The sequence below is a fragment of the Vibrio sinaloensis genome, from assembly GCF_023195835.1.
Taxonomy (GTDB): Bacteria; Pseudomonadota; Gammaproteobacteria; order Enterobacterales; family Vibrionaceae; genus Vibrio; species Vibrio sinaloensis_C.
Map to the genome: position 1 here is coordinate 591,705 of NZ_CP096199.1, position 12,173 is coordinate 603,877.

10 protein-coding genes are annotated in these 12,173 nt (G+C 46.2%); 7 read left to right on the forward strand and 3 right to left on the reverse strand.

What is annotated here, in order from left to right; translation table 11 throughout:
• Window positions 1-351: 351 nt before the first annotated feature.
• The 3 genes from carA (at window position 352) to MTO69_RS02770 (ending at window position 5,719) form a co-directional block, all read left to right on the forward strand.
• On the forward strand, window positions 352-1,509 hold the full coding sequence (gene carA / locus MTO69_RS02760) for a glutamine-hydrolyzing carbamoyl-phosphate synthase small subunit (protein WP_248330921.1): 1,158 nt from the start codon (window positions 352-354) through the stop codon (window positions 1,507-1,509).
• A 16-nt stretch (window positions 1,510-1,525) separates the two neighbouring features.
• Window positions 1,526-4,756 (forward strand): carbamoyl-phosphate synthase large subunit, encoded by a 3,231-nt coding sequence (gene carB, locus MTO69_RS02765; RefSeq protein ID WP_248330923.1) that lies wholly within the window; start codon window positions 1,526-1,528, stop codon window positions 4,754-4,756.
• Between the two features lie 183 nt (window positions 4,757-4,939).
• A complete protein-coding gene (locus MTO69_RS02770; RefSeq protein WP_248330925.1) occupies window positions 4,940-5,719 on the forward strand; it encodes a TSUP family transporter in 780 nt (259 codons plus the stop codon).
• Here MTO69_RS02770 and MTO69_RS02775 read toward each other — a convergent pair.
• Window positions 5,655-6,515: a LysR family transcriptional regulator gene (locus MTO69_RS02775; protein ID WP_248330927.1), complete on the reverse strand. Its 861-nt coding sequence runs from the start codon at window positions 6,513-6,515 to the stop codon at window positions 5,655-5,657. The two genes, MTO69_RS02770 and MTO69_RS02775, sit on opposite strands and share 65 nt — an antisense overlap.
• Window positions 6,516-6,633: 118 nt before the next feature.
• A complete protein-coding gene (grcA, locus tag MTO69_RS02780; RefSeq protein ID WP_248330929.1) occupies window positions 6,634-7,011 on the reverse strand; it encodes an autonomous glycyl radical cofactor GrcA in 378 nt (125 codons plus the stop codon).
• Between the two features lie 322 nt (window positions 7,012-7,333).
• On the opposite strand from grcA, the gene nfo reads away from it, so the two are divergent.
• From nfo to MTO69_RS02795, 3 genes are all read left to right on the forward strand, one after another.
• Entirely contained in the window at window positions 7,334-8,224 is an 891-nt protein-coding gene (nfo, locus tag MTO69_RS02785) for a deoxyribonuclease IV (RefSeq protein WP_248330931.1), read from the forward strand.
• Between the two features lie 236 nt (window positions 8,225-8,460).
• Entirely contained in the window at window positions 8,461-9,141 is a 681-nt protein-coding gene (gene ung / locus MTO69_RS02790; protein WP_248330934.1) for a uracil-DNA glycosylase, read from the forward strand.
• Between the two features lie 99 nt (window positions 9,142-9,240).
• On the forward strand, window positions 9,241-9,792 hold the full coding sequence (locus MTO69_RS02795; protein ID WP_248330936.1) for a hemerythrin domain-containing protein: 552 nt from the start codon (window positions 9,241-9,243) through the stop codon (window positions 9,790-9,792).
• Window positions 9,793-9,834: 42 nt separating this feature from the next.
• Here MTO69_RS02795 and MTO69_RS02800 read toward each other — a convergent pair whose 3' ends face one another.
• Complete coding sequence (locus MTO69_RS02800) at window positions 9,835-10,017, reverse strand: DUF3545 family protein (RefSeq protein WP_248330938.1); 183 nt, start codon at window positions 10,015-10,017, stop codon at window positions 9,835-9,837.
• Between the two features lie 693 nt (window positions 10,018-10,710).
• Between MTO69_RS02800 and MTO69_RS02805 the strand changes: the two genes are divergently transcribed.
• Window positions 10,711-12,141 carry an alanine/glycine:cation symporter family protein gene (locus MTO69_RS02805; RefSeq protein WP_248330940.1) on the forward strand — a complete coding sequence of 477 codons (1,431 nt, stop codon included), beginning with the start codon at window positions 10,711-10,713 and terminating at the stop codon, window positions 12,139-12,141.
• Window positions 12,142-12,173 lie beyond the last annotated feature (32 nt).

Below are 12,173 nucleotides of genomic sequence, written 5' to 3' on the forward strand. Positions count from 1 at the left end.
TATTTGAGTTGGCTAAAAGTTGGCATTAAGTGGGTTGGTGCAACGATTGCGCAAATGGGTTGTCAGAGAGTGTGATCCAGGTTTTGTTAATTTTGGCTGGATTTTATGATTTGACACTTTGTGCAGGGTTTGGGTGAAGTAAAGTTGCTTTTTTAGCGCTTTAAATGTGTTTTTTCCCTTAAGCTCGATAAATAGTAAATTAATTTTTCACTCTGTGTTGACACAAGTCAAAGGCATCATTAGAATACCGCCAATTTGTCTAAATAACCTAATAACGCTTTTTTATGGCGTGAAGGAAGGCAGATTTGCAGTTTAATTTATTATTTTTGCATTTTTATTCTGGAGGTTGTCTTGAGTAAATCAGCACTGTTAGTCCTAGAAGATGGGACAGTGTTCCACGGTGTTTCCATTGGAGCAGATGGTTCGTCCGTTGGTGAAGTTGTTTTTAATACCTCGATGACGGGGTACCAAGAAATCCTCACTGATCCTTCCTATTCTCAGCAAATCGTCACTCTCACTTATCCTCACATAGGCAATACCGGTACCAATACCGAAGATGAAGAATCCTCTTCCATTCATGCACAAGGCCTTGTGATTCGCGATCTTCCTCTTATCGCTTCTAATTTCCGCAGTGAACAATCCCTCTCTGATTACCTTAAATCGCAAAATATCGTTGGCATCGCTGATATCGATACGCGCAAACTGACGCGCATTTTGCGCGAGAAAGGTGCTCAAAATGGTTGTATTGTTGCAGGCAACAACTTAGACGAAGCGCTAGCACTGACTAAAGCGAAAGAGTTCCCAGGCCTAAAAGGTATGGATCTGGCCAAAGAAGTGACGACAAAAGAAGCGTATCAATGGAAACAAGGTTCGTGGACGCTTGAGGGTGGACTTCCTGAAGCGCAAGACGACAGCGAGTTGCCATATCACGTTGTGGCCTACGACTTTGGCGCAAAACGCAACATTCTGCGTATGCTGGTTGACCGCGGCTGCCGCTTAACGGTTGTACCTGCACAGACTAGTGCAGAAGAAGTACTGGCATTAAACCCAGACGGTGTATTTCTATCAAACGGCCCTGGTGACCCAGAGCCATGTACTTATGCCATTGAAGCAACAAAAGTGTTCCTGGATAAAGGGCTGCCAATCTTCGGTATCTGTTTAGGTCACCAAATCCTCGCTCTGGCATCTGGTGCTAAGACAGTGAAGATGAAGTTCGGCCACCACGGCGCAAACCACCCAGTGAAAGACCTAGATCGCAACGTTGTAATGATTACCTCTCAGAACCACGGTTTTGCTGCTGATGAAGCAACTCTACCTGAGAACCTGCGTGCAACTCATGTGTCACTATTTGATGGCTCTCTGCAAGGTATCCATCGTACCGATAAGCCAGCATTTAGCTTCCAAGGTCACCCAGAAGCAAGCCCAGGTCCACACGACGCGGCACCGCTATTTGACCACTTTATCGAACTAATCAAACAGTCTATTTCAGACACGCAAAACATCGCTTAATTCGGAGTAGTAGAGAATGCCAAAACGTACTGACTTAAAAAGTATTCTAATTCTAGGTGCAGGCCCGATTGTTATCGGTCAGGCATGTGAGTTTGACTACTCTGGTGCACAAGCATGTAAAGCACTGCGTGAAGAGGGTTACCGAGTTATTCTTGTCAACTCAAACCCTGCGACCATCATGACTGACCCAGACATGGCGGATGCTACTTACATCGAGCCAATTCAATGGGAAGTGGTTCGTAAGATCATCGAGAAAGAGCGTCCGGATGCAGTACTCCCTACTATGGGTGGCCAGACGGCGCTTAACTGTGCACTAGACCTTGAAAAACACGGCGTACTTGCAGAGTTCGGCGTAGAAATGATTGGTGCAACCGCTGATGCTATCGACAAAGCAGAAGACCGTTCTCGCTTCGATAAAGCGATGAAGTCAATCGGCCTTGAGTGTCCTCGCGCTGATACTGCGAAAACGATGGAAGAAGCCTACGCCGTTCTTGATATGGTTGGCTTCCCTTGTATCATCCGTCCGTCATTCACTATGGGTGGTACCGGTGGTGGTATCGCTTATAACAAAGAAGAGTTCGAAGAGATTTGTCGCCGTGGCCTAGACCTGTCGCCAACCAACGAACTTCTCATCGATGAGTCACTGATCGGTTGGAAAGAGTATGAGATGGAAGTGGTTCGCGACAAAGCGGACAACTGTATCATCGTATGTTCTATCGAGAACTTCGACCCAATGGGCATCCACACGGGTGACTCCATCACTGTCGCACCAGCACAGACTCTGACTGACAAAGAGTACCAGTTGATGCGTAATGCCTCTCTAGCAGTACTGCGTGAAATTGGTGTTGAGACCGGTGGTTCAAACGTACAGTTTGGTATCAACCCGAAAGATGGCCGTATGGTTATCATCGAGATGAACCCACGTGTATCTCGTTCTTCTGCGCTTGCGTCTAAAGCAACAGGTTTCCCAATCGCTAAGATTGCAGCGAAACTGGCAGTTGGCTTTACGCTTGATGAGCTACAGAACGACATCACAGGTGGTGCGACTCCAGCGTCATTCGAACCAACAATCGACTACGTAGTGACTAAGATTCCTCGCTTTAACTTCGAGAAATTTGCAGGTGCTAACGACCGTCTGACGACTCAGATGAAGTCAGTGGGCGAGGTGATGGCGATTGGTCGTAACCAACAAGAATCTCTACAGAAAGCACTTCGCGGCCTTGAAGTGGGTGCCAACGGTTTTGACGAAATGGTTGATCTTGATGCGCCTGACGCACTCACAACCATTCGACATGAACTAAAAGAAGCGGGTGCAGAGCGAATCTGGTACATCGCAGACGCGTTCCGCGCAGGTATGTCTGTCGAAGGTGTATTCAACCTAACCGCAATCGACCGTTGGTTCCTAGTACAAATTGAAGAGCTAGTTAACCTAGAAAATGAAGTGAAAGCGGGCGGTTTTGCTGGCTTGAGCGAAGATGTGCTCCGTAAGATGAAGCGTAAAGGCTTCTCTGATGCTCGTCTCTCTTCAATTCTTGGTGTATCTGAGAACGAAATTCGTCGCCTACGTGACCAGTACGATATTCACCCAGTATACAAACGTGTTGATACTTGTGCGGCTGAGTTCTCTTCTGACACCGCTTACATGTACTCATCTTACGATGAAGAGTGTGAAGCGCAGCCGACAGATAAAGACAAGATCATGGTACTCGGCGGTGGTCCAAACCGTATCGGTCAAGGTATCGAATTTGACTACTGTTGTGTGCACGCGTCACTGGCACTGCGTGAAGATGGTTACGAAACTATCATGGTTAACTGTAACCCAGAGACAGTGTCTACTGACTACGACACTTCAGACCGTCTGTACTTCGAACCTGTAACGCTTGAAGATGTACTTTCTATCGTGCGTGTTGAGAAGCCAAAAGGCGTGATCGTTCAGTACGGTGGTCAGACACCACTTAAACTGGCTCGCGCTCTAGAAGCGGCAGGTGTGCCAATTATTGGTACCAGCCCTGATGCGATTGACCGTGCAGAAGACCGTGAGCGCTTCCAAGCTGCCGTTGAGCGTCTAGGTCTTCTACAGCCTGATAACGCAACAGTAACGACCATTGAGCAAGCGGTTGAAAAATCGAAAGAGATTGGCTTCCCACTGGTTGTGCGTCCTTCCTATGTACTGGGTGGTCGCGCAATGGAAATCGTCTACGACGAGCAAGACCTACGTCGCTACTTTAACGAAGCAGTGAGCGTATCGAACGAGTCACCTGTTCTTCTCGATCGCTTCCTTGACGATGCAACTGAAGTCGATATCGACGCGATCTGTGACGGTGAGCGCGTAGTTATCGGCGGTATCATGGAACACATCGAGCAAGCGGGTGTTCACTCAGGTGATTCAGCATGTTCATTACCGGCTTACACTCTAAGTCAGGAAATCCAGGATAAGATGCGTGAGCAAGTTGAGAAACTCGCTTTCGAACTTGGTGTACGTGGTCTGATGAACACTCAGTTCGCTGTCAAAGATAACGAAGTTTACCTAATCGAAGTAAACCCGCGTGCTGCTCGTACAGTACCTTTCGTATCTAAAGCAACGGGTGCACCATTAGCGAAAATCGCTGCACGTGTGATGGCGGGTCAATCGCTTGAGTCCCAGGGCTTTACCAAAGAAATCATTCCACCTTACTACTCGGTGAAAGAAGTTGTCCTACCGTTCAACAAGTTCCCGGGTGTTGACCCACTGTTAGGCCCAGAAATGCGCTCTACTGGTGAGGTAATGGGCGTGGGTGCCACGTTCGCAGAAGCTTACGCGAAAGCGGAATTGGGTTGTGGCGCAGTCTACCCAGAAGGTGGTCGTGCCCTACTGTCTGTTCGTGAAGGCGATAAGCAGCGCGTTGTAGACTTGGCATCTAAGCTCACTAAGCTTGGTTACCAACTAGATGCAACGCACGGTACAGCAGTCATCCTAGGTGAAGCGGGTATCAACCCTCGTCTAGTGAACAAGGTACATGAAGGCCGTCCACACATTCTTGACCGTATCAAGAACAACGAGTACACCTACATCGTCAACACGGCGGCTGGCCGTCAAGCGATTGAGGATTCAAAAGTACTACGTCGTGGTGCGCTGGCTGAGAAAGTGAACTACACAACAACCTTGAACGCTGCATTTGCGGTATGTATGGCTCACACTGCTGACGCGAAAACGTCGGTCACTTCAGTTCAAGAGCTGCATGCTAAAGTAGCAGAGAACGAAGCGTAATAACAATCAGTAGGCTCGCAACGGAGCCTATATGACAACCTCATTGCCCGCTCTTTTGAGCGGGCTTTTTTTATCTTTCCATTGTTGAAAATTAGGAATGAGTTAAAGTCGAATCTTTCTCTAAAAGAATTATTCACTTGGTGATATTTTTAAACAGAAATATAGATAACTAATTGATAGAAAATGGAACTTACCCTAGAAATACTGACGATTCTTTTCTTTGTTGCTAGTGCTGCAGGCTTTATTGACGCTATGGCTGGTGGCGGTGGCTTATTAACGCTACCAGCGCTTCTAGCTGCTGGTGTCCCGCCGACCCAGGCTCTTGCGACCAATAAGCTGCAAAGCTCATTTGGCAGCTTTTCAGCCAGTTGGTATTTCGTGCGTAACGGCATCGTCAGTATTAAAGAGATGCGTGTTGCCATCCTCTGTACCTTTGTTGGTTCGGCGGTTGGTGCCGAGGCCGTGCAGTATATCGATGCGGGGGTACTGACGAGCCTGATTCCGATTTTACTGATTGCTATTTCGCTCTACTTTCTGCTGATGCCTAGAACCAAACAGCACTCTGGCGAAGCGAAGATCTCTGAAGCCATGTTTGCGTTCAGTGTTGGTGGTGGTGTCGGTTTTTATGACGGCTTTTTTGGTCCGGGGACAGGCTCCATCTTTACGGTTTGCTTTGTCGCATTAGGTCATTTCTCACTGGTGGATGCAACCGCGCGTACCAAGGTGCTTAACTTCACTTCTAATATTGCTGCGCTGCTGTTCTTTGTTATCGCGGGCTTACCTGTTTGGGAGTTGGGCTTAGTGATGGCGATAGGAGGATTTATTGGTGCTCAATTAGGCGCAAAGGTGGTGGTGACGAAAGGACAAAAATGGATTCGCCCTCTGGTGATCACCATGTCTATGCTAATGGCACTGAAGCTGCTTTGGGAACAGCATCAGCAATGGCTGTTATCACTGATTTGATTCTCGGGTTCTGATACGAAGATCCTCGACAGCAAATATGGATGGGGCGGTATAGCGGTGTGAGCTGTTCAAAGTGCGAGCAGTATTTTGGCTCGATCTTCATCGCCTTAATCACGGATATTGGCACCAATGCCGGTGCGATTCCCTCAATGGCTAACTGTGCGGCCGCAGAATAGGAGTCCATTTCCATAATGGGAGTGATGTTTAATCTGGTTAAGATCTCAAGCTGGTAGCTATTAGCGGGGTTATTGAGATCATTAGTGATGATCGTTGTTGGCAGCGCCTCAAGCTGATGGCGAAACACAATGGAAAATGGCTCATCCAGTAAGTGAAATTGCATCAGATGACTCTGCTTTGGCATATGACCGGCACAAACACCAATGTGCGCTTTACCTGATTGAACGTTTTCCACGATTCTTGGCGTGTGGTTGGTGGTCAGTGTTAAGTATGGATCTTGCTGGAAATGGCGGCCGATAATCGCAGAGAGATAACCAGCAACTAAGGTTTCGGAGCAGTCCAATCGCAATAGGCTTTGATCTGCCATGGTTTGCTGATCGTTAATTAATCCTTGAAGTTCATTAAAAGCGGGACCAATGCTGTTAATAAGTTTGATTGCATCCTGAGTGAGCTGAACATTTCGACCATCTGGGACGATTAACTTTTTGCCAAGTTTACTCTCTAGATTAGCAATTCGTTTGCTAACAGCTGACTGGCTTATGTAAAGTAGGCTGCCTGTTCGGCTCATCGTTTTTGCTTTACTTAAAACCAGTAAGGTTTCGATGCCTTCCAATAGCATGTTATCGACTCAGTGTAGGGTTGCGTGAGATTAATGTACCTTACACGCGGTTAAATAGGTTAGACCAAATACAAAAAAGGCGCTCAATGAGCGCCTTTTGCAAATAATCAACTGAGAATTATAGCGACTCAGTGAAAGTACGAGCGATGACGTCGCGCTGCTGCTCAGTCGTTAGCGAGTTAAAACGAACGGCGTAGCCAGAAACACGGATAGTGAGCTGAGGGTATTTCTCAGGGTTAGCAACCGCATCTTCAAGAGTTTCACGCTTAAGAACGTTAACGTTTAGGTGTTGGCCACCTTCGATGCGAGGTGCTGTTTCGATAGCGACTTCGCGGCTTTCGTATTCGCCTAGTGCGTCGATAGCGACCACTTGATCTGCTTCAAAACCAGCCGTTGCTGCAACACAGCGCGCTTCGTTTTTCTCGCTGTCTAGTAGCCAGATTGAGTTCAGTAGATCGTCGTTTGCTGCTTTAGTGATTTGGATACCTTGGATCATTACTATCTCCTAGTCCACTTAGTGGTTAATTGGTGTTAACTTTCGAATTTTGTTGAGCTACGTATTATATAGCGAATATCCTCTATGATAGTATTGATTTATGTCAAATAACAACTAAAAACATTGTTTTTGTGGTGGTTATTTTCTTGTTTTAAATCAATAAAACCATTAAAAACAATGCTCTTATAATAAATTTTAATCTATAAAAAATATTTAAATGCTTACTTTGTTGTAATTTTACTACAAAATAAGCTGAAAAATTGAACTTGGTCTACTAAGTACCTGTAAATTGGTCGCCATTCTGAAAGTGTAAAGTGATTAAATGACAATGATAAAAAGCAACTTCGGAACTAAGTTAATTGGGGCTCACGTATCCGCTGCCGGTGGCGTTGATCAAGCGCCATTGAGAGCTCGCGAGATCGGCGCTAACGCGTTTGCGCTATTCACCAAGAATCAACGTCAGTGGGTGGCTAAACCGCTCGAAGAGAAAACGATCTCCGCCTTTAAAGCTAACTGCAAAATGCTGGGCTTCACACCAGAGCAGATTCTGCCCCATGACTCCTACCTAATTAACTTAGGCGCGCCTGAAGAGGAGAAGCTCGAAAAATCGCGCGCAGCGTTTATTGATGAAATGGAGCGGTGTCACCAACTCGGCTTAACACTACTCAATTTTCATCCTGGGAGTCATTTAAAGAAGATTTCTGAGAAAGCGTGTCTGGCCAGAATCGCTGAGTCTATTAATCTCGCACATCAGGCAGTTCCTGAGGTGATCGCAGTCATAGAGAACACGGCAGGGCAAGGGACTAATTTAGGCTGGCGCTTCGAACACCTTGCTGAAATCATTGAGCAGGTCGAAGACAAGTCGAGAGTTGGGGTTTGCCTCGACACTTGCCATACCTTTGCTGCTGGCTATGACTTGCGCAGTGCAGCGGCCTGTGAAGCCACCTTTGCCGAGTTCGAGCAGGTCGTTGGTATGCGCTATTTAAAGGCAATGCACATAAATGATTCAAAAATTGCTTTAGGCGGCAAAGTAGATAGGCATCACTCGTTGGGGCAAGGAGAGATCGGCTGGGCCTGTTTTGAGTACATCGCAAAGGATGCAAGGTTTGACGATATCCCTCTGATTTTAGAGACAATTGATCCGGAAATTTGGTCGCAAGAAATCGAACAGCTTAGAGCGTTTCACCATCAAGCCCGCTTAGAAACGGTATAGAAAGAGAAATTGGCATTAATCTTTCATAGCTATTGATGTGTTCAATGCTATGAGGGCGTGATTATGCCTTACTCTTTCTCTTATGCTGCCGCTCGTCCGGTGCGTTTTCCAACACCAAACCGCCACATTACCGGTCAAGGTCATCACCGTACACCACAGAAGCACTAATCTTCTCTTTGTTCCTTCTGCTTATTTTGCGACAATTGCGCCGTATAGATAAGTAGAAGGAATCGGTGATGCGATCTCAACTGACTTGGCATGACGTCATTGGCGCTGAAAAACAGCAGCACTATTTTCAGCAAACGCTGGCATTTGTAGAAGGCGAGCGTGCTTCAGGTAAGGTTGTATTTCCGCCAGCCGAAGACGTGTTCAATGCGTTTAAAACCACCGAGTTTAGCGACGTTAAAGTGGTGATTCTTGGCCAAGATCCTTACCATGGCCAAGGCCAAGCACACGGTCTCTGCTTCTCTGTGTTGCCCGGTATCAAAACGCCGCCGTCACTGGTCAATATCTATAAAGAGTTAGCACAAGATATTGCCGGTTTTGAAATCCCTCAGCATGGCTATTTGCAGAGCTGGGCCGAGCAGGGCGTGTTACTGCTCAATACGGTATTGACGGTAGAGCAAGGTAAAGCACATTCTCACGCAAAAGCGGGGTGGGAAACGTTTACTGATAAGGTGATTGAAGCGCTTAATGTGCACCAGAACGGAGTAGTGTTTCTGCTCTGGGGCGCGCACGCTCAGAAGAAGGGACGCTTTATCGACCGAAGCAAGCATCACGTATTAACGGGTCCTCACCCTTCACCACTTTCGGCGCACCGCGGTTTCTTTGGCTGTGGCCACTTCTCTGAGACTAATCGATATTTAGTTGAACAGCAGAAAACCCCGATTGAGTGGCAACTGCCTGTCACTTTGTAACAGCATAAATCGCGATTTGTCTGTTTTTCGAACAAGGTCAAAGCGCAACATGGCGTTCTCTTATACACTGATAAAAAATGGGTGTTAAGGAGAAGCACTATGATGATTGAACGGATCCACCGCGAGCATGGATATATGGTGCGTTTACTCGCGCTGCTGCGACATAAGCTCAACCTGTTAAAAAGCGAGCGTCCAGTCAACTACGGCGTTTTGCGTGAACTGGTTGACTATTTAGCTAACCATGCAGAAAAAGTTCACCACCCTAAAGAAGATATTCTCTATCACTACTACCTTGAGCATTACGGTCATAATCAGCAAATTGACAATCTTGAATTAGAGCACAAGACACTATCTGAAAAGAGCCACGCTTTTCTAGATATGGTTGAGATGGTGCTGCAAGATGCGGTGATTCCTCAAGATATTTTTATCGAACACCTGCAGGCTTTTCTGGATGCACAGAAGAAACATTTGGAAATAGAAGAGCGCAATGTGTTCCCACACTTGATCGAAAAATTCACCGTTAAAGATTGGCAAGCGGTCGAAGAGCAATGGAGTGTCTGCGAAGATGACCCTGTATTCGGAGCGACGATCGCTGAGCAGTACCAACAACTCGCAGATCGAGTGCATCAAACCGAACACGAATGCAGTTAGCTTTGTGCTGACAACAAAAAAGAGGCAATGAAGCCTCTTTTTTTAATACTCTACTTTGTCTAAATCATTAAAGCCGATATCCATGTCCATCAGCTCTTTTTGCAGACGCTGCCGGTCCTTTATTGCTTCTATTTCACGCCACTTTCGTTTAACGGGTTTTGAGCGACTTCCTCTTCCTTTAGGAAAGTCCTGTTCAAAAATTTCTTCAAAGTTTAAGCCTTCCATAAGCGACCTCTTTATGATTTTTATACCTCTCACAAGGCATTTTTTAAATACCATAGATAGAAGAAAAGTAACCTTGATTCGTTTCTCATTTGTTACGTTTCAATGAAGTTTTTACTCAGAGTGTGCGAGAGGTTCACAAAACTTCGCCCTTGGTTAGGTTGTTTTTTGCTCGATTGATTCGCTGGGAATCACGAAATCTGTCAACAGCAATTGTTAAAAGGCTGTGAGCCTAGGCGGTCAGTCAGTCATTTTGCGATGCTATCTTGAATGTCGTCACGCCACGAAACATGCCGACATTTACCGTACGGTGAATTGCCTTTAGCTTTAAGGTATCTGGCTAAAGTATAACAACCTGAAACATTCTGTTTTGTTTGACGTCAAATGTTGCAGTTATATTGTTGGTCTGTTTTGTTTTTGTTGGTTTTGTGTGCTGTTTTGTGTTAATTTAAGGTGATGATTCAGTGAAAAATAACAATAATAAGCAGTGTTGTGCATATTGATTTTTGTTCTTCTTAGCTGCATTATCCGCCCGTCAAAAAACGCTGACACGTTAAATGGAAGCACGAAGCGCACTTTACAGGTCTAAACTGCAATTACGACAAAACCAACATTACACCAATAATTGACACTTGTTGGGCAGTTAGATAGATGGCTGGGAAGCAAAGGTCAGCGAACACTCACTATGAGGAAGCTATGACAGATTTAATTAACTTAATGAATGACCTACTTTGGGGGTCGATTCTTGTTTATCTACTAGTCGGTGTTGGGATCTACTTTACAGTCCGTTTGGGCTTTATCCAATTCCGTCACTTTGGCCATATGTTCTCCGTATTAAAGAACAGCCGTAAATCAGACAATGCCGGTATCTCTTCTTTCCAAGCACTTTGTACCAGCCTGGCTGCTCGTGTCGGTACAGGTAACATGGCTGGTGTGGCTGTGGCTCTGACTGCTGGTGGCCCTGGTGCTATCTTTTGGATGTGGCTAATCGCGATGTTGGGTATGGCCACATCGTTCGCAGAAAGTACACTGGCTCAGCTGTACAAGACCAAAGATGATGATGGTAACTATCGCGGTGGTCCTGCTTATTACATGGAAAAAGGTCTTGGTATGCGTTGGATGGGGGTACTGTTCTCAGTATTCTTGATCATTGCATTCGGGCTGGTTTTCAATGCGGTACAGGCAAACTCAATTGCAAACGCGATGAACAATGCATTTGGTTGGGATTCAACCTACGTTGGCATTGCGGTGGTACTGCTCTCTTCCGTAGTTATTTTCGGCGGTATTAAGCGAATTGCGAAGGTGGCTGAACTTATTGTTCCAATCATGGCGCTTGCATACTTACTGCTCGCTTTCTTTGTCATGTTCTCAAACCTTGAGAAACTGCCAGCGATATTGACTCTGATCTTCAAGAGCGCCTTCGGTTTGCAAGAGGCGGCAGCGGGTGGTTTGGGCTACGCTATTGCTCAAGCGATGATCAATGGTATCAAGCGTGGTTTGTTCTCGAACGAAGCCGGTATGGGTTCTGCGCCTAATGCCGCGGCGTCAGCAACACCTTATCCACCACACCCAGCATCACAAGGTTATGTGCAAATGCTTGGTGTGTTTATGGATACTATTGTGATCTGTTCGGCTACGGTGGCGATTATCCTGATGTCGGGTGAATACGTGCCTCACGGTGAAATTACCGGTATCGAACTGACTCAGTCTGCGTTGAGCTCTCAAGTCGGTGATTGGGGTGGCATCTTTGTCGCGGTGGCGATCTTCTTCTTCGCTTTCACCTCAATTATTGCTAACTACTCGTACGCTGAAACCAACCTTATCTTCCTTGAGCACAATCACAAGGCAGGTCTTGGCTTGTTCCGTATTATCGTACTGGGTATGGTGATGTTTGGCGCGGTTGCCTCGTTACCGGTTGTCTGGGCTTTGGCTGACGTCTCAATGGGTTTAATGGCACTGGTCAACTTGGTGGCGATTCTGCTGTTGTCTGGTATTGTGATTAAACTGGCGAAAGACTATAACCACCAGCTTGATCAAGGCAAGGTACCCACCTTCGATGCCAATGACTTCCCTGAGCTAAAATCACAGCTAGAAGATGGCATCTGGGATCAAAGCGACAAAAACTGATTGTTATTCGCTATCGCAATGATTCAAAAAGC

Excerpts from the sequence above, each read along its gene's own strand:
- carB (WP_248330923.1), top strand. The coding sequence starts at position 1,526 with ATGCCAAAACGTACTGACTTAAAAAGTATTCTAATTCTAGGTGCAGGC.
- MTO69_RS02770 (WP_248330925.1), top strand. The coding sequence starts at position 4,940 with ATGGAACTTACCCTAGAAATACTGACGATTCTTTTCTTTGTTGCTAGT.
- MTO69_RS02775 (WP_248330927.1), bottom strand. The coding sequence starts at position 6,515 with ATGCTATTGGAAGGCATCGAAACCTTACTGGTTTTAAGTAAAGCAAAA.
- grcA (WP_248330929.1), bottom strand. The coding sequence starts at position 7,011 with ATGATCCAAGGTATCCAAATCACTAAAGCAGCAAACGACGATCTACTG.
- nfo (WP_248330931.1), top strand. The coding sequence starts at position 7,334 with ATGACAATGATAAAAAGCAACTTCGGAACTAAGTTAATTGGGGCTCAC.
- ung (WP_248330934.1), top strand. The coding sequence starts at position 8,461 with ATGCGATCTCAACTGACTTGGCATGACGTCATTGGCGCTGAAAAACAG.
- MTO69_RS02795 (WP_248330936.1), top strand. The coding sequence starts at position 9,241 with ATGATGATTGAACGGATCCACCGCGAGCATGGATATATGGTGCGTTTA.
- MTO69_RS02800 (WP_248330938.1), bottom strand. The coding sequence starts at position 10,017 with ATGGAAGGCTTAAACTTTGAAGAAATTTTTGAACAGGACTTTCCTAAA.
- MTO69_RS02805 (WP_248330940.1), top strand. The coding sequence starts at position 10,711 with ATGACAGATTTAATTAACTTAATGAATGACCTACTTTGGGGGTCGATT.